Here is a 17,507-nt window from a genome sequence, read left to right on the forward strand (position 1 = left end):
TGCCGCTCGACATCGGCGTGCTGCATTTCGTCGGGATCGGCGGCATCGGCATGTCGGGCATCGCCGAAGTGCTGCTGACGCTCGGCTATCAGGTGCAGGGCTCGGACCTGAAGGAGAGCCCGATCACCGAGCGTCTGCGCGGCATGGGCGCGGAGATCTTCATCGGCCAGAAGGCCGCGAACATCGGCGCGGCGAAAGTCGTGGTGATCTCCTCGGCGATCAAGCCGGGCAATCCCGAACTCGACGCCGCCCGCGCCGCCGCGCTGCCCGTCGTGCGCCGCGCCGAGATGCTGGCCGAACTCATGCGGCTGAAGCAGAACGTCGCGGTGGCCGGCACGCATGGCAAGACGACCACGACCTCGATGGTCGCGGCGCTGCTCGACGGCGGGGGGATCGACCCCACCGTCGTCAATGGCGGGATCATTCAGGCCTACGGCTCGAACGCGCGGATCGGGGCGGGCGACTGGATGGTGGTCGAGGCCGACGAGAGCGACGGCACCTTCGTCAAGCTGCCCGCCACCATCGCCGTCGTGACCAACATCGACCCCGAGCATCTCGACCATTACGGCGATTTCGACGGGGTGCGCGACGCCTTCCTGACCTTCGCCTCCAACATTCCATTCTACGGGCTGGCGGTCTGCTGCATCGACCACCCCGAAGTGCAGGCGCTGATCGGCAAGATCGACGACCGCCGGGTGGTGACCTACGGCTTCTCGCGCCAGGCCGACATCCGGGCCGAGAACCTCGTCTGGGAGAACGGCTCGGGCCGCTTCGACGTGGTCGCCCGCCGAAAGGACGGCGAGGACCGGTTGGAGGGTCTGGTCCTGCCGATGCCGGGCGAGCACAACGTCTCGAACGCGCTGGCCGCCATCGCGGTCGCGCGCGAACTCAAGATCGGCGACGCGGCGATCCGGCGGGCGCTGGCGGGGTTCAAGGGCGTCAAGCGCCGCTTCACCCGCGTCGGCGACTGGAACGGGGTGGCGATCATCGACGATTACGGCCACCACCCGGTCGAGATCGCCGCCGTGCTCAAGGCGGCGCGCGCCGCGACCTCCGGGCGGCTGATCGCTGTGCATCAGCCGCACCGCTATTCACGGCTGCACGACCTGTTCGACGCCTTCTGCGCCTGCTTCAACGACGCCGATCTTGTGGCGATCTCCGACGTCTACGCGGCGGGCGAGCCGCCGATCCCCGGCGTCAGCCGCGACGCGCTGGTGGGCGGCTTGCGCGGCCACGGCCACCGCAACGTGCGCGCGGTGGGCGACGGGCCTGAGGCGCTGGCGGAACTCGTCGCGGCGGAGGCGAAGCCCGGCGACATGGTGGTGTGCCTCGGCGCCGGGGCTATCAGCGGTTGGGCCAACGCGCTGCCCGAGGCGCTGTCGCGGAAGGGAGAGGCGGCGTGAGTCTGATCCTCTGGGGCCGGCGCAGCTCGGCCAATGTGCAGAAAGTCCTCTGGGCGCTCGCCGAACTCGGCCTCCCCTTCGAGCGGCGCGTCGTCGGCGGCCAGTTCGGCGGCGTGGACGACGCCGCCTATCGCGCAATGAACCCCAACGCGCTGGTGCCCGCGCTGCAGGACGGCGCGCTGACGCTGTTCGAATCGGATGCGATCCTGCGGCATCTGGCGCGCACGCGGGGCATGGGGACGCTCTGGCCCGCCGACCCCGCCCACGCCGCGCGCGCCGACATGTGGACCGTCTGGGCGAGCGGAACGCTCAACGGGGCCATCGCGCCGATCTTCTTCGCCACGGTGCGCAAGCCGCGCGCCGAGCAGGACGTCGCCGCGCTTCGGCCGGCGGCGGCGACGCTCGCCGCCCGCGTCGCGCTGCTCGACGCGGCGCTGGCGGGGCGCGACTGGCTCTGCGGCGACGCCTTCTCCTTCGGCGAGATCGCGCCGGCGATCTTCGCCCGGCGCGCGGCCAACCTGCCCTTCGGCGCGGCGAGCGGCGCCAACGTCGCCGCGTGGCTGTCGCGCATGGCGGACCGCCCCGGCTGGTCGGACTGGGTGGACGTTCCGACCGGAAGCTGCCTTGAGGAATGGACGGCGCACGAGAAGGCGCTGGGGTGAGCGCAAGCGCCGACCCGCTCGACGGCGCCGCCCTGCTGCGCCGGGCGCCCGCGGCGCGCGGGGCGCTGACGCCGATGCGCCCGCTCGCCGATCTGACCTGGCTGCGCGTGGGCGGGCCGGCGGAAGTCCTGTTCCAGCCGGCTGACGCGGAGGACCTGTCGGCGTTTCTCGCCGCCCTTCCCGAGGACGTTCCCGTTGCGCCGCTCGGCGTTGGCTCGAACCTGATCGTGCGCGACGGCGGACTGCCGGGCGTTTCCATCCGCCTCGGGCGCGGATTCGCGGGCATCGAGGCCGTCGGTCCGACAGCGATGCGCTGCGGCGCCGCCGCTCTCGACGCGCGCGTGGCGCTCGCGGCGGCGGAGCGCGGTATCGCGGGGTTCGAATTCCTGCGCGGCGTGCCGGGCGCGATCGGCGGCGCTTTGCGGATGAACGCGGGCTGCTACGGACGCTATGTCGCCGACCTGTTTCGCAGCGCCGTCGCCCTCGACCGGCGAGGCCGCCGGGTCGAGCTTCGCCCCGCCGACATGGCCTTCGCCTATCGCGACTGCGGACTGCCGGACGATCTGATCTTCCTGGAGGCGACGCTGGAGGGCGAAGTGGGCGCGCCGGAGGCGATTCGCGCGCGGATGGACGCTCTGATGGCGCAGCGCGCCGCGACTCAGCCGGTGAAGGAGCGCAGCGCGGGCTCGACCTTCCGCAACCCCGCCGGCTTCTCCTCGACGGGCGGGCCCGACGACAGCCACGAATTGAAGGCGTGGCGGCTGATCGACGAGGCGGGGTGCCGGGGGATGCGGCTCGGCGGCGCGCAGGTCTCGCCGATGCATCCAAACTTCCTCGTCAACACCGGCGGGGCCACGGCGGCGGACATCGAAAATCTCGGCGAAGCCGTGCGACGAAGGGTTTTGGAAACTTTTAACCTTCAGCTAGAGTGGGAGGTGAAGCGGATCGGGCTGCGCCGTCCCGGCGAGGCCGCGACCGACTGAGCTACGACCGACCGGAGATCAACTCCGGCGGGCAAATGATTGAGGACGATGCGGGCATGTCGAGCAGGGCCCCCCGCGTCGCAGTGCTGATGGGCGGCTGGTCGGCCGAGCGAGACGTGTCGCTCGTCTCCGGTCGGGAGTGCGCCCGCGCGCTGCGCGCAGCAGGCTATGAAGCGGTCGAGATCCACGCGGGACGCGATCTCGCTGAGCAATTGCGCGCCTGCGAGCCCGACATCGCCTTCAACGCCCTGCATGGCCGCTGGGGCGAGGACGGCTGCGTGCAGGGCCTGCTCGAAGTGCTCGGCCTGCCCTACACCCATTCCGGCGTGCTCGCTTCGGCGCTGGCCATGGACAAGGCGCGCGCCCGCGACGCCTTCGCCGCGGCGGGCCTGCCTGTCGCGGCGGGGCGGCTCGTCCCCTCCGCCGAGATCGCCGCCGGCCACCCGATGCCGCCGCCCTATGTCGTCAAGCCGAACAACGAGGGCTCTTCGGTCGGCGTGATCATCGTGCCTGAGGGCGCCAACGCGCCTGCGAGGCTCGCCCCAGACGCACCCGAAACGTTGCTGGTCGAGGCTTTCGTTCCGGGGCGCGAGCTGACGGTCGCAGTGCTCGGCGACCGCGCGCTCGGCGTCACCGACATCGTGCCGGCCTCGGGCTGGTACGACTATCACGCGAAATACGCCGCCGGGGGGTCGCGCCATGTCGTGCCCGCCGAGATTCCAGACGAGATCGCCGCGCTCTGCTGCGAGATGGCGCTGCGCGCCCATCGCGCGCTCGGCTGCCGGGGCCTGTCGCGCGCCGATTTCCGCTGGGACGAGGCGAAGGGGGCCGCCGGGCTGGTCCTGCTCGAAGTCAACACCCAGCCGGGCATGACGCCCACCTCGCTCGCGCCCGAGCAGGCGGCGGCGGTGGGGATCGACTTTCCCACCCTGTGCCGATGGATCGCGGAGGACGCCTCATGCGGGCGCTGACGCGGCGCCTGCGCGCGCGCGCGGGCTGGGCCGGCCGATCGGCGCCCGACCCTGCGCCGGCCCCCTGGCGTTACCGGCTGTCGCGGTTGTGGCGGCGGCGCTGGGTGCGGCGGGCGGTACTCGCGCAGGCGCCGGCGCTGGCGCTGGGCGCGTTCGCCGTCGGTCTCGCCGCCGATCCCGCGACCCATGCGGCGCTGGCGGAGCGCGCGGCCGAGTTGCGCGCGGCTCTCGATTCGCAGCCGCAGTTCAAGGTGCGCGAGATCGAGGTGGAGGGCGCGTCGGACGAGCTCGCCCCGGTCGTGCGGGACGCGCTGGGCGACGCGATGGGCGCGTCGTCGCTCGCGCTCGACCCCGCAGCTCTGCGCGCCCGCGTCGAGGCGCTTCCCCGCGTCGCGGCGGCCCGGATCGCGCTCGAAGCCCCGGGCCTTCTGCGCGTCGGCGTGACCGAGCGCCGCCCCGCCGCGCTGTGGCGCGTCGCCGGACGGTTGCGGGTGATCGACGCCGAGGGGCACGATCTCGGCCCCGTCGCGCGCCGCGCCGACCGCCCCGACCTGCCGCTGCTGCTGGGCCCCGGCGCCGACCGCGCCGCCGCCGAAGGGCTGGCGCTGATCGCGCAGGCCGCGCCGCTGGCCCCGCGGCTGCGCGGGCTCGTCCGCGTCGGCGACCGACGCTGGGACATGGCGCTCGACCGCGACGTGACGATCCGCCTGCCCGCGGTCGCCCCGCGCGACGCGCTCGCCGCGGCGCTGGCGCTTCAGGCGGAGGCGCAGGTGCTCGACCGCGACATCCGGGCGCTCGACCTGCGCCTGGCCGACCGCCCGACGCTGCGGCTCGGCCCCGCCGCCGCCGAGGCGCTGGAGCTGCGGCGCGCCGCCGCCCGCCCTGGAGAGGACGCATGAGCCAGACCGCCAGCCTCGCGCCGATGCGCGCCATGCGCGAGCGCTTCCGGGCGGCGCTGAGGCGCGGGTTGATCGGCGTGCTCGACATCGGCTCGTCCAAGACCTGCTGTCTGATCCTGCGCGTCGACGCCCAGCGGCTCCAGCGCGCGCATCAGGACGGCGCGCTGCACGACGCGCTGGGCGCGCTGCGCGTCGTCGGGGCCGGGGTGACGCGCTCTCGCGGGGTGCGGCTCGGCGAGATCGCCGACATGGAGGAAGCGTGCCGCGCGATCCGCACCGCCCTCGAACTCGCCGAGAAGATGGTCGGCGAGCGCGTCGATCAGGTGGTGGTCGGACTGTCGGGCGGGCGGCCCGAAAGCGGCGCCGCCCATGCGGTCGCGATGCTCGAAGGCTTGGAGGCCGCCGACCGCGACGTGGCGCGCGTCGTCACCTCCTGTCGGATCGAGCGGGCGGAGGGGCGCGAGACGCTGCACGCCCAGCCGGTGAATTTCGCGCTCGACGGGGTGAGCGGGCTCAACGATCCGCGCGGCATGAGCGGCAAGCGGATCGCCTGCGACATGCATGTGGTCAGCGTCGCAGCGACCCCGTTGCGCAACCTCGCCGCCTGCGTGCGCCGCTGCGACCTGGAGCTGGCGGGCGTGGTCTGCGCCTCTTACGCCTCCGGCCTGTCGGCGCTGGTGGAGGACGAGCAGAAGCTCGGCGCGGCCTGCATCGACATGGGCGCGGGGTCGACCGGCCTGTCGGTGTTCCTGCGCGGCCACCTGATCCACGCAGACAGCGTGCGCGTCGGCGGCGACCACATCACCCACGACATCGCGACCGGCCTGGCCATGCCGAGCGCGGCGGCGGAGCGGATCAAGACGTTGCATGGCGGCGCCGTGGCGACCGGCCTCGACGACCGCGAGATGATCGAAGCTCCGCGGCTCGGCGAGTTCGACGCCTTCGAGGACGGCGAGGCCGAATATGTCGCCGGCGACCGCCGGCGCATCAGCCGGGCCATGTTGATCGGCGTGATCCGGCCGCGGCTGGAGGAGATCCTCGAGACCGCTCGCGACCGGCTGCGGGCTGCGGGCTTCGAGCATCTGCCCGGGCGTCGCATCGTGCTGACGGGCGGCGCCTCGCAGCTCGCCGGGCTCGAGGAGGCGGCGCAGCGCATCCTCGGGCGGCGCGCGCGGATCGGGCGGCCGATCCGCCTCGCAGGGCTGCCGCCCAACGCGTCGGGCCCCGATTTCGCCACGGCGGTGGGACTGTGCGCGCTGGCGGCGCGGCCGCAGGACGAAATGTGGGATTTCGACGCCCCGCTCGCCCCGAGCGGGCGAGGGGCGCTCGACCGGGCCGTGCGATGGTTTCGGGATAATTGGTGAAAGGCGTGCGGAGTTCGTGTAGGGTTTGCGATCAAGCGAAGGTCGCCGGAGAGCGACCGTCGGAAAGCGACGACCAAAAAGACGACGACCAAAAGACGACCGAGCAGCAGTGCGGCGAAAACAGGCGGAACACATATGGCCCTCAATCTGAAGGCGCCGGAGACGCATGATCTCCGGCCACGGATCATCGTATTCGGCGTCGGCGGCGCCGGCGGCAACGCCGTGAACAACATGATCGAGAAACATCTGGAGGGCGCGGAGTTCGTGGTTGCGAACACCGACGCGCAGGCGCTGGCGCAGAGCGCCGCGACCCGCAAGTTGCAGCTCGGTTCGGGCGTGACGCAGGGGCTCGGGGCCGGCGCCAAGCCGCAGGTCGGCGCGCAGGCCGCCGAGGAGAGCCTCGAGGAGATCGTCGACAATCTCGCCGGCTCCCACATGTGCTTCATCACCGCCGGCATGGGCGGCGGCACCGGCACCGGCGCCGCCCCCGTGATCGCGCGCGCGGCGCGCGAGATGGGGATCCTCACCGTCGGCGTCGTGACCAAGCCCTTCCAGTTCGAAGGCTCGACGCGGATGCGGCTCGCCGAGGGCGGCATCGACCAGCTGCAGCAGGTGGTGGACACGCTGATCGTGATCCCCAACCAGAACCTGTTCCGCATCGCCAACGAGCGCACGACCTTCGCCGAAGCCTTCATGATGGCCGACGACGTGCTCTATCAGGGCGTCAAGGGCGTCACCGACCTGATGGTGCGCCCCGGCCTCATCAACCTCGACTTCGCCGACGTGCGCGCGGTGATGGACGAGATGGGCAAGGCGATGATGGGCACCGGCGAGGCCGAGGGCGACACCCGCGCCATCGACGCCGCCGAGAAGGCCATCGCCAACCCGCTGCTCGACGAAGTGTCGCTCAAGGGCGCGCGCGGCGTGCTGATCAACATCACCGGCGGCTACGACCTGACGCTGTTTGAACTCGACGAGGCCGCCAACCGCATCCGCGCCGAAGTCGATCCGGAGGCGAACATCATCGTCGGCAGCACGCTCGACCCCGACATGGGCGGCAAGATGCGCGTGTCGGTGGTGGCCACGGGCATCGAGGCGCTGCATCAGCAGGTCGCGACGCCGCATGCCGACCACCAGACGCACCGTCCGCGCCTCGTCGACGCCCAGCCGGCGCAGCCTGCGCCGCAGATGTCGCCGCGGCCGGCGCTCCAGCCGGCGACGGCGCATCGGGCCGTCGAACCCGCGCAGGCGCCCGCGCAGGCCCCCGCGCCGGCGCCGGCGCCGCGGGTGGTCGCCGCCGAGCCGGCGCCGGTCGCCGCGCCGTCGCGCCGCGCCGATCCGTTCGGCGAGGATGCGCTGTTCGACCTCGACGACGGGTCGCTCGCGGCGGCCCCGCCGCGCCCGGCGCCCGCCGAGCCCGCGCGCGAGCACCCCTTCCTCGCCGCCGAGCGCGCGGAGCGCGCTGTGGCGAGCGGCGCGGCGCCCGTCGCGGCGGCGCCCGCTTCGGTCGCTTCCGCCGCGGGGCAGCAGCCCCGTCCGGCGGCGGGCGAGGCGCAGCCGCGGCTGAGCTTCAACAATCTGATCCACCGCATGACCGGCGCGCGCCCGGAGAGGAAGGAGGACTTCCCCTTCACCTCCGAAGCGATGGGCCGCGAACCCTATCGCCGGCCCGCCGAGCGGCCGGGCGAGCGCAGCGCCGACCACGTTCCCCCGCGCGACGAGGAGGATCTGCGCATGGAAGTCCCCGCCTTCCTGCGCCGTCAGGCGAACTGATAGCCGCGCCGCGTTGACGTTTCGCGCCGCCTCCGCCCGGAGGCGGCGCTTTTGATTCCAAGACGTTCGCCGCCCCGCTTTGTTTCAGCCGGTAACAATCCTTGATTTGTGCGATGCGGCGCCCGCCGTTAGCGTGCGAGCATAAACAAAAACTTCGAGGCGGTTTCACCATGCAGCGCACTCTCGCACGATCGGTCGGCCTGTCCGGCGTCGGCCTTCACGGCGGCGCTCCGGCGCGCCTGACCCTGCGTCCGGCGCCGGCTGACGCCGGGATCGTCTTCTGCCGGATCGACGTCGCCGACCGCGACCAACGCGTTCCCGCGCGCTGGGACCGGGTGAGCGACACGCGGCTCAACACAACGATCTCCAACGCCGAGGGCGTGAGCGTCTCCACCATCGAGCATCTGATGGCCGCGCTCGCCGCTTCGGGCGTCGACAACGCGCTGATCGACATCGACGGGCCGGAAATTCCGATCATGGACGGCAGCGCCGCGCCCTTTCTGCGCGCGATCCGCAGCGTCGGCCTCGCAGCGCAGGGCGCGCCGCGCCGTGCGATCCGCGTGCTGCGCCCGGTGTCGGTGCGGCGGGGCGATGCGACGGCGTCGCTGTCGCCTTCCGACCGCTTCGAGATCGGTTTCGCGATCGACTTCGCAGACGCCGCCATCGGCGCGCAATCGGGCGACCTCGTCGTCGACGGCGACAGCTTCGCGCGCGAGCTCGCCGATTGCCGGACCTTCGGGCGGCTCGCCGAGATCGAGCAGCTGCGCAGGATGGGTCTCGCGCTCGGCGGCGGGCTGCACAACGCCATCGTGGTCGATGGCGACCGGGTGCTGAACCCGGAGGGTCTGCGGCGCTCCGACGAGTTCGTGCGCCACAAGATGCTCGACGCGGTGGGCGATCTCGCGCTGGCCGGCGCGCCGATCCTCGGTCGCTACGAGGGCGCGCGGGCCGGGCACGAGGTGACCAATCTGCTGCTGCGCGCGCTGTTCTCCGATGCGGCGGCCTGGGCGTGGGTGGACGCGCCCGAGGCTTGCGACGACGCGTCGTCGGACGCTCTGCGGATCGCCGCCGAATAAGGCGACAGCGGCGCCCGGCGCGGGCGCCGCACGACGCCGGCCCGCCTCAGTCGAGCGCCTCGCAGCCGCTGGGGGGGCAGCTGCAAAGCTCGTCGCGGCGCGGATGGCCGGTCGCGGCGGCGGCCTCGCGCAGGGCGCTGCGCAGGCCCTCCTCGAAGACCGGATGATAGAAGGGCATGGCGAGAATGTCGCTGAGCGTCAGCTCGCGGGTGAGCGCCAGCGCCAGCAGATGGGCGAGGTGCTCGGCCGCGGGGGCGCACATTTCGGCGCCGAGCAGGCGCCCGGTGGCGCGGTCGGCGTAGACGCGCAGCACGCCCTCGGCCTTGTCGGCGGTGCGGGCGCGGCCCTGCCGACCGAAATCCACCGCGCCGACCACGATCGCATCGGGGTCGAGATCGGCGAAGCGGTCGCCGACGCGGGCCACCTGCGGCGCGCAGAACACGATGGCGATCTCGGGGCGGCGACAGAACGGGACGGCCGCGTCCGACACGGCGTTGCGCCCGGCGATGAAGCCCTCGTCAGCGGCCTCGTGCATCAGCGGCAGATGGCCGTTGGCGTCGCCGGCGAGCCAGACATTGGTCCCTTCGATGCGCAGGCCGGTGGGCTCGAGGGCGGGCAGGCCGGCCTTGTTCAGCGGGACGCCGAGCGTCTCGAGGCCGATGTCGTCCACATTCGGACGTCGCCCGATGGCGGCGAGCACGGCGTCGGCGAGGACGTCGCCGCCCGCGCCCGTCACGCGCAGGGCGCTTCCCTCCTCGGCGATCTCGGCGGGGCCGCCGAGATGGACGGGGAATTCGCGCGCGATGGCGGCGCGCAGGGCCTCCAGCACGACGGGGTCGCTGACGCCGCCCATCGTCTGCGCGGCGTCGAAGCCCGCGACCTTGACGCCGAGGCGCGACATCGCCTGCGCCAGTTCCAGCCCGATGGCGCCCATGCCGATAACGGCGACGCGGCGAGGCAGGTCGGGCAGTTCGAAGATGTCGTCGGAAGTGAAGACGCGGTCGCCGAAGCGCGCCCAGTCGGCCGGGACGATCGGGCGGCTGCCGGTGGCGAGGATGATGCGTTCAGCCTCGATCATGCGGTCGCCGACTTGCAGCCGGTCGGGGCCGAGCAGGCGGGCGCGGCCCGAGATGGCGCGGTCGCCAAGCTTGGCGCTGGTCGCCTGCGGGCCCTTGACGAAGCCGTCGCGCAGGCGCCGGACGCGGGCGAGGACGGCGGGGATGTCGGCGGCGACGCCTTCGCCGCCCGTTAGGCCGAGGGCGGCGGCGCTGCGGGCGCGGTGCAGGACGTTGGCGGATTCGATCAGCGCCTTGGAGGGCATGCAGCCGCGCGCGGCGCAGGTGGTGCCCCAGTCGCCGGCGTCGATCAGGACGAAATCCTGCGTCACGTCGCGGACCTGGCGCAGGGCGAACAGCCCGGCGGACCCGGCGCCCACGATGGCGACCTCGACTTTCTCGACCATGAGTCTTTCCCCCTTCGCACAGTCGCCGCTTGGGTGCGCCGCCGCGCGCGCAGGGACAATGCGACACGGCCCCGCGCGGGGCGCGCAGGGCCGTGAAGGTCTCGTCGGGGGGCGGCGCCCCGCGCGGGGCGCCGGCCTGTCAGTCGGCTGCTCGTCAGTCCGCTGCGGCGGTGCGCACGCCGCCCGGGGCCTCGCCCGCATCGGCGCGCGGGGTCACGCCCTGGATCGGCTCGGTCGGCAGACCCTCGGTGCTCGGGGGCTCGGGCGCCCAGAGCAGCATGGCGGCGGCCTGCGCCTTGCGGCTGTAGTCCAGCGCCTCGCCGAGCGCGCGCATCGCCTCCTGCGGGGCGTGGAAGCCCTTGGAGTTCTCGGAGCTGATGTAGTCCACGCGCCACATCGCCTTGCTCTGCAGCTCGAAGATCGGGGCGAGTTGCTCGTCGGTCGCGCCGGCGGCCTTGGCCTGCATGATCGCGTCGAACATCTCGGTGACCGCAGCGCCCGCGCGTTCGCGCATGTCCACCGTTGTCTGCTGGATCGTGTTCACGCGGGCCAGCAGCTCGGATTCCGAGGAGTTGTGGCAGGTCAGGCAGGCGTTGTTGATGTTGTTGAGCGGGCTGTCGACGCGATGGTCGCTCAACTTGGTCCCGCCCTTGGTCTGATAGGGCATGTGGCAGTCCGAGCAGCTCACGCCGTTCTGGGCGTGGACGCCCTGACTCCAGAGCTCGAACTCCGGATGCTGGGCCTTGAACACCTTCGCGCCCGTCTCGCCATGCTTGTAGTCGAAGAACGCCGTGCCGTCCGGGAAGGTCTTTGCGGCCCAGTGCGCTTCGAGCTGGTCGTGCTTGAGGCCCTGACCCCATGGGAATTCGAGCACGTCGCTGGTCGCGCAATAGTATTCGACGTGGCACTGGGCGCAGACATACGAGCGCATCTCGTTCTGGCTCGCCATCTTGTTGACGTCGTACGGAGTATTCTGCGAGCCGCGGCGCCAGCGCTCGATGCTGGGCAGATGCGGCACCGGCTCGTCGCTGGTCGCGAGGGCCTGCAGGCCGAGCACGAGGCCCGGGCGGGTGACGCGCAGCTCCATCGTCGTCGGGTTGTGGCAGTCGATGCAGGTGACCGGGTGGACGTTGCCTTCCAGCACATGGCCCTCGGGCAGCTTCTTGCCGGCGAACTCTCCGGTGAAGCCGCCGACAGGGGGCGCCGGGAAGACCGTCTCGTTGTCCTCCGGCGTGCCGTCGGGCACGGAGTAGAGCATCGCGAGCACTTCCTGATAGGGCTTGCGGCTCAGCTCCTGAAAGCCGCGGATCACCGCGGGCATGTTGAAGTCGGCGGCCAGCGCTTCGTCGTCGGCCGGCTGGCCCATCGCCTCCAGACCCGCCTTGCGCCAGAGCACCGTTGTCGAGGCGTGGCAGTGCATGCAGGCGCCGGCCTGCGGCTTCTGGGTGATGCGCTCCGTCACGCCCTGATCGTAGAGCATGTAGGCGTGGCCGCGCGCCTCGCGATAGTCGATGCTGAAGGCGTAGCCGGCGTAGAGGCGGCGCAGCCAGGGCTGGTGGTCGAGTTTGCTCTCCGGCATCGCCTCGGCGCCGCCGTAGAACTCGTCGCCCGCGGTCGCGAGGTAGCCGTCGTAATGGTGCGGCCAGTTCAGGCCCCAGGGCTTGGGATCGACGCTGATCTCGGTCAGCTCGGCGACCCGGACGGTCGGATTCCGGGCTTCCTGCTTGCGATCCATGATGTTCGTCAGGAGCCACGCGACGCCGGCGGCGCCGAGCGCCGCCACGACGAAAGTCGTCGTCAGGAGGCGCTTGCGAGTCGGGTTTCCGGAATTCGGTTCTTGGCTGGACATGGCTTGGACCTCTCGGGCTCCTCTGGCGAGTTGAGGCGGGACGGTCCCCGCCGCTGGGGATCGGGGTTCAGGGGCGCTGCGTCAGCCCCATGCGCCGCTGCGAATGGCCGACGTCGCCATGGCATTTCGCGCAGGTGAGCATGTCGCCACCGGCGCGGGTGGGCAGCATGTTCTGCACGTAGTCCTGATGGCAGTGCAGGCAGGCCTCCTGCGTCACGGCGCGGTTGCGCGCCTTGATCTGGATGGGGCGCGGATAGTCGCCGGTGGTGAAGGCCAGCGCGTGGAAGGTGCCGTTGTCGGCCTTGGTGATCCACTTGCCGATGAAATCGTGCTTGAGGTGGCAGTCGTTGCAGGTCGCCACGTTCTTGTGGCTCGACTTCGCCCAGCTGTCGTAATGGCCCTGCATCACGTGGCAGTTCGCGCAGGCCTCGGGGCTGTCCACGAGATAGGAGGCGCCGTCTGCGTAGCCGAAGGTGAACAGGCCGACGCCGCCGAATATGCCGACCATAGCGGCGACGGCGAGCGCGAGGCGGGTGGTGGAGCGGTCCACCTTCGGCGCGGCTGGGGCGGGCGTCCTGGCGCCGTCTGGGTCGGTCACGGTCGATTCTCCTGGTTGGCGCGAAGACTTGCAAGGCTTTGCTCGGATATGCGGTTCGCCGGGTCAGGCGACCCCAAACTTGCGTCCAAGTCCATGTTGTTAAAGGAATAAAAGGACAACCGTGGATGCTTCGATTGATCCTTGCAACGCGTCTGGGCGGCGATAGCCAAGAGAGGCGCGCGCGTCTGGAGAGCCGCGTCTCGGGGCGCGGGGCGATGTCGGACGAGGGCGCGGCGACCGGGCAAAGCGAGCGTATCCGTTTGAGGACGCAATTGCGCCCCATTGTTGCCGTAATCCGCCAGGGTCCGCTTTCACATTTGATAAAGATCATGCGGGCGACTTGTCGCAGCGTTTCGGGGTGGCGACGAAAGGCGTCGTGGTCGATGTGAAATGGGTTCGTCAGGGAGACCGCAATGCCGACCGCCGCACAGCTCGAGATCGCGTTGAAGTCTCCGCTGTTGTCGGCGGTCCCCGAGGCGGCGGCGCGCGGGCTGATCGCGCGGTCCTCGGTGCGGCGGCTCGTGCGCGGCGAGGCGCTGTTCGCGCAGAACCAGCCTGCCGACAGCGCCTTCGTGGTGCTGGAGGGTTGGATCAAGCTTTACCGCGTCACGGCCTCCGGCGAGGAGGCGGTGGTGCATGTGTTCAGCCGCGGACAGAGCTTCGCGGAAGCGCCGGCCTTCGACCCTCAGCCCTACCCCGTCTCGGCGGCGGCGGCGTCGGACGCGGCGGTGCTGCAACTGAGGGGCCCGGTTCTACGCGAGATGCTCGAAGCCGACCCCGCCATCGCGCGCGCGATGATCGCGGCCTCCTATCGCCACCTGCATTCGCTGGTGACGCAGATCGAGCAGCTCAAGGCGCAGGACGCGCCGCAGCGCGTCGCCTCCTTCCTGCTGGCGCTGTGCGGAGCGGGGGAAGGCCCGCAGACCGTGGGGCTGCCCTATGAGAAAGGCCTGATCGCGGCGCGGCTGGGGATGTCGCCGCAGAGCCTGTCGCGCGCTTTCGGCCAGTTGCGGCGGCGCGGCGTGGCGGTGGACGGGTCGGAGGCGGAGATCGCCGATCCCGCAGCGCTGCGCGCCTATGCAGGGGGCGGTCGCGCGGGCGACTGACGATTTTCCGCCCATCGCGCCGAATTCCGACCGTCTGCGGATCATCCTCCGCTTGACATGCGCGCCGGGCGCCCGCGCGATGAGCGCAGGATCATCGGGACAGGGGCGCGCGCGATGCAGATGACGGGGCTGGGAACCGAGGCGCAGCTGCGCGACCCGAATTACACGCCGCCCATCGCCAAGGCGATCCCGCTCGGCGTGCAGCACGTGCTGGCGATGTTCGTCAGCAACGTCACGCCCGCGATCATCATCGCCGGCGCGGCGGGGTTCGGCTTCGGCACGCCGGGCGTCATCGACCTGATCTACATGATCCAGATGTCGATGCTGTTCGCGGGCCTCGCCACGCTGATCCAGACGGTCGGGATGGGGCCGGTGGGGGCGCGGCTGCCCATCGTGCAGGGCACGAGCTTCGCCTTCCTGCCGATCATGATCCCGCTGGCGGCGGGCAAGGGCGTCGAGGCGATGGCGGCGCTGATGGGCGGCGTGATCGTCGGCGGGTTGTTTCATGCGAGCTTGGGCCTTGTGATCGGGCGCATCCGCTACGCGCTGCCGCCGCTGGTGACCGGGCTCGTCGTCGTGATGATCGGGCTCGCGCTTGTGAAAGTCGGCATCCAGTACGCCGCCGGAGGCGTCCCGGCGATCGGGACGCCGGAATATGGCAGCCTTCAGAACTGGTCGGTGGCGCTGGTCGTCGTCGTCGTGACGCTGGGGCTGAAGTTCTTCACGCATGGCATGTGGTCGATCGCGGCGATCCTCATCGGGCTGCTGGCGGGCTATGCGGTGGCCTTCGCGCTGGGGATGGTCAGCTTCGCCAATGTCGGGCGGGCCGGGTGGTTCATGCTGCCCAACCCGTTCCATTTCGGCGTCGAGTTCAACGCGGCGGCGATCATCGGCTTCTGTCTGATGGGCGTGATCTCGGCCATCGAGACGGTCGGCGACGTGTCGGGCATCTGCAAGGGCGGCGCGGGGCGCGAGGCGACGACGAAGGAGATCGAGGGCGCGACCTTCGCCGACGGGCTCGGGACGGCGGTCGCGGGCGTGTTCGGCGCGCTGCCCAACACCTCATTCAGCCAGAATGTCGGACTGATCGCGATGACCGGGGTGATGAGCCGGCATGTGGTGAGCTTCGGCGCCGTGTTCCTGATCCTGTGCGGGCTGATCCCGAAGGTTGGGGCGGTGATCTCGACGGTGCCCATTCAGGTGCTCGGCGGCGGGGTGATCGTGATGTTCGGGATGGTTGTCGCGGCGGGCGTCTCGATGCTGTCGGAGGTGGAGTGGAACCGGCGCAACATGGTGATCTTCGCGGTGTCGCTGTCGATCGGGCTGGGGCTCCAGCTCGAGCCCGGCGCGGTGCAGCATCTGCCGGAGACGGCGCGGGTGCTGATGACTTCGGGGCTGCTGCCGGCGGCCTTCCTCGCCGTCGCGCTCAACCTGATCCTGCCCGATCCGCTCGGCGAGGACCAGACCGAGGAGATCTCGGGCGGCATGAAGGGCTCGAAATGACCGGCGCGCTGAGCGCGTGGTCGCGGCTGCCGGGCGATCCCGTGCCCATGATCGGGCACAATGAGGGGCCGCCGCTCGATCCCGGGCGCAGCTGGCGGGCGCATTGCTGGAAGGCGGCGCGGGCGGAGCTGCTGCCGCGCCTGCCCATCGAGGTGCTGCGGCGGCGGGTGAGGCGGGCGCAGGAGCTGGGGCTCGCCTATCCGGCCTACGCCTCGATCCTGCTCGGCTCGGGGCGGGACGTCGTGGCGTTCCTGTTCACCGCCGAGGCGGTGGGGCTGCGGGTGCTGCGCGCGGCGGCGCAGGCGGGGATCGCGGAGGCCGCGGCGGCGAAGCTCGGCGCCATCGTGCGGGCGCAGCGGCTGCTGATGGTCGAGGATGCGGACGCGGTGCGTCCGACATTGGCTTCTGGAGCGCCGTTCGACGCGGCGGGCGCGGCGCCGCGCGCGGGCGCCTCGCCCAAGGCGGGAGCGGCGGCGGTCGGCGCGCTGCTCGACCCGCGCGCGCTGCCGCGGGACGCGGTGGTGATGGTCGGCGCCCGGCCCGACGAGCGCGGCTGGGCCGAGGCGGCGCGGCTTGCGCGGTTTCTGGGCGCCGAGGCCTATTTCGGGCGCTAAGGCGTGCGATTGAAGCCGCGGGGGCGCAATTTCCCACTTTCGCCTTCCGCGTGCGCGGCTACAGTCGCGACAGTAGCTCCAGAGAGAGCACCCCAAACCGACAGGGAAAGACCGATGACCCATCTTCGACGCATCCTCGCGGCGACGGCCTGCGCGGCGGCGCTCGCGGCGCCCGCGGCGCAGGCCGAGCGCGGCGCGGACGGCCAGCTCAACATCATCTACTGGCAGGCGCCCTCGACGATGAACCCGTTCCTCTCGGGCGGGACCAAGGAAGTCGAAGCGGCCTCGATGGTGATCGAGCCGCTCGCCCGCTACGACAATGAAGGCGCCATCGTGCCGATGCTGGCCGTCGAGATCCCGACCACCGACAATGGCGGCGTGTCGCCCGATCTGACCTCGATCACCTGGAAGCTCAAGCCGGGGGTTCTGTGGTCGGACGGGACGCCGCTGACCGCCAATGACGCGGTGTTCACCTGGAAATACTGCACGCATCCCGAAGGCGGCTGCGCCCAGGCGAGCTATTTCGAGGGCGTGGCGAACATGGAGGCGTTGGATGACGTCACGCTGAAGATCACGTTCTCCGAGCCCAAGCCCTTCCCCTACACCGCCCTCGTCGGCTCGGAATCTCCCATCCTCCAGGCGGCGCAGTTCGCCGACTGCATGGGCGCCAAGGCGCCGGAATGCACGCAGCAGAACTTCAACCCCATCGGCACCGGCCCGTTCAAGGTGACCGAGTTCCGCGCCAACGACGTGATCACGCTGGAGGCCAACCCGAACTATCGCGACCCGTCCAAACCGGCCTTCGCGACCGTGCTGTTCAAGGGCGGCGGCGACGCGGCGAGCGCGGCGCGCTCGGTGCTCGAGACCGGCGAGTTCGACTATGCGTGGAACCTCCAGATCCAGCCCGAAATCCTTCAGCAGATGGAGGCTGCGGGCAAGGGCAAGGTCGTCGTCGCCTTCGCGACGTCGGTCGAGCGCATTCTCGTCAACTTCACGAATCCCGACAGCGCGCTCGGGCCCGACGAGCGGTCGGTGTTCAAGGCGGACGGCTCGAACGCGCATCCGATCCTGAGCGACTTCAACGTCCGCAAGGCGCTGTCGATGGCGCTCGACCCGGTGCTCCTGACCGAGATCGGCTATGGGCCGACCGGCCTTCCGACCTGCAACGTGTTGCCCGGGCCGGAAATCTACGCCTCGACCGCGAATGACGCCTGCAAGACGCAGGACATCGCGGGCGCCAACGC

At 71.3% G+C, this 17,507-nt stretch carries 15 protein-coding genes; 12 read left to right on the forward strand and 3 right to left on the reverse strand.

Going from position 1 to position 17,507, the window contains the following annotated elements; all coding sequences use genetic code 11:
• The 8 genes from murC to lpxC form a co-directional block, all read left to right on the forward strand.
• On the forward strand, positions 1–1,403 hold a 1,403-nt coding region (gene murC, locus V7Q31_RS13545), incomplete at its 5' end, for a UDP-N-acetylmuramate--L-alanine ligase (RefSeq protein ID WP_333834396.1).
• Complete coding sequence (locus V7Q31_RS13550) at positions 1,400–2,065, forward strand: glutathione S-transferase family protein (RefSeq protein ID WP_333834397.1); 666 nt, start codon at positions 1,400–1,402, stop codon at positions 2,063–2,065. The genes murC and V7Q31_RS13550, both read left to right, overlap by 4 nt.
• Positions 2,062–3,048: a UDP-N-acetylmuramate dehydrogenase gene (gene murB, locus V7Q31_RS13555; RefSeq protein ID WP_333834398.1), complete on the forward strand. Its 987-nt coding sequence runs from the start codon at positions 2,062–2,064 to the stop codon at positions 3,046–3,048. Before V7Q31_RS13550 ends, murB begins: the two co-directional genes overlap by 4 nt.
• A 56-nt stretch (positions 3,049–3,104) precedes the next feature.
• Positions 3,105–4,019: a D-alanine--D-alanine ligase gene (locus V7Q31_RS13560; protein ID WP_333834399.1), complete on the forward strand. Its 915-nt coding sequence runs from the start codon at positions 3,105–3,107 to the stop codon at positions 4,017–4,019.
• On the forward strand, positions 4,007–4,918 hold the full coding sequence (locus V7Q31_RS13565) for a cell division protein FtsQ/DivIB (protein WP_333834400.1): 912 nt from the start codon (positions 4,007–4,009) through the stop codon (positions 4,916–4,918). Before V7Q31_RS13560 ends, V7Q31_RS13565 begins: the two co-directional genes overlap by 13 nt.
• The gene (gene ftsA, locus V7Q31_RS13570) at positions 4,915–6,282 is read left to right on the forward strand and encodes a cell division protein FtsA (RefSeq protein WP_333834401.1); all 1,368 of its coding nucleotides are present in this window, start codon (positions 4,915–4,917) and stop codon (positions 6,280–6,282) included. The genes V7Q31_RS13565 and ftsA overlap by 4 nt, the downstream gene beginning before the upstream one ends.
• 135 nt (positions 6,283–6,417) lie before the next feature.
• On the forward strand, positions 6,418–8,055 hold the full coding sequence (gene ftsZ / locus V7Q31_RS13575; protein WP_333834402.1) for a cell division protein FtsZ: 1,638 nt from the start codon (positions 6,418–6,420) through the stop codon (positions 8,053–8,055).
• Between the two features lie 170 nt (positions 8,056–8,225).
• On the forward strand, positions 8,226–9,131 hold the full coding sequence (gene lpxC / locus V7Q31_RS13580; protein ID WP_333834403.1) for a UDP-3-O-acyl-N-acetylglucosamine deacetylase: 906 nt from the start codon (positions 8,226–8,228) through the stop codon (positions 9,129–9,131).
• Positions 9,132–9,177: 46 nt separating this feature from the next.
• On the opposite strand, the gene V7Q31_RS13585 is transcribed toward lpxC, so the two are convergent.
• From V7Q31_RS13585 to nrfH, 3 genes are all read right to left on the reverse strand, one after another.
• Positions 9,178–10,593 carry a dihydrolipoyl dehydrogenase gene (locus V7Q31_RS13585; RefSeq protein ID WP_333834404.1) on the reverse strand — a complete coding sequence of 472 codons (1,416 nt, stop codon included), beginning with the start codon at positions 10,591–10,593 and terminating at the stop codon, positions 9,178–9,180.
• Between the two features lie 154 nt (positions 10,594–10,747).
• Positions 10,748–12,442: an ammonia-forming cytochrome c nitrite reductase subunit c552 gene (locus tag V7Q31_RS13590; RefSeq protein ID WP_333834405.1), complete on the reverse strand. Its 1,695-nt coding sequence runs from the start codon at positions 12,440–12,442 to the stop codon at positions 10,748–10,750.
• Between the two features lie 67 nt (positions 12,443–12,509).
• Positions 12,510–13,040, reverse strand: coding sequence for a cytochrome c nitrite reductase small subunit (nrfH, locus tag V7Q31_RS13595; protein ID WP_333834406.1), 531 nt, complete (start codon positions 13,038–13,040; stop codon positions 12,510–12,512).
• A gap of 413 nt (positions 13,041–13,453) precedes the next feature.
• On the opposite strand from nrfH, the gene V7Q31_RS13600 reads away from it, so the two are divergent.
• The 4 genes from V7Q31_RS13600 to V7Q31_RS13615 all read left to right on the forward strand — a co-directional run.
• A complete protein-coding gene (locus V7Q31_RS13600; RefSeq protein WP_333834407.1) occupies positions 13,454–14,146 on the forward strand; it encodes a Crp/Fnr family transcriptional regulator in 693 nt (230 codons plus the stop codon).
• 114 nt (positions 14,147–14,260) lie between these two features.
• Positions 14,261–15,649 (forward strand): uracil-xanthine permease family protein, encoded by a 1,389-nt coding sequence (locus tag V7Q31_RS13605; protein WP_333834408.1) that lies wholly within the window; start codon positions 14,261–14,263, stop codon positions 15,647–15,649.
• Positions 15,646–16,263 (forward strand): hypothetical protein, encoded by a 618-nt coding sequence (locus tag V7Q31_RS13610; protein WP_333834409.1) that lies wholly within the window; start codon positions 15,646–15,648, stop codon positions 16,261–16,263. The genes V7Q31_RS13605 and V7Q31_RS13610 overlap by 4 nt, the downstream gene beginning before the upstream one ends.
• A 114-nt stretch (positions 16,264–16,377) precedes the next feature.
• The coding region (locus tag V7Q31_RS13615) for a peptide ABC transporter substrate-binding protein (protein WP_333834410.1) at positions 16,378–17,507 on the forward strand (1,130 nt) is incomplete at its 3' end.

Origin of the sequence: Rubrimonas sp. (assembly GCF_036788415.1) — a bacterium.
Classification (GTDB): Bacteria; Pseudomonadota; Alphaproteobacteria; order Rhodobacterales; family Rhodobacteraceae; genus Rubrimonas.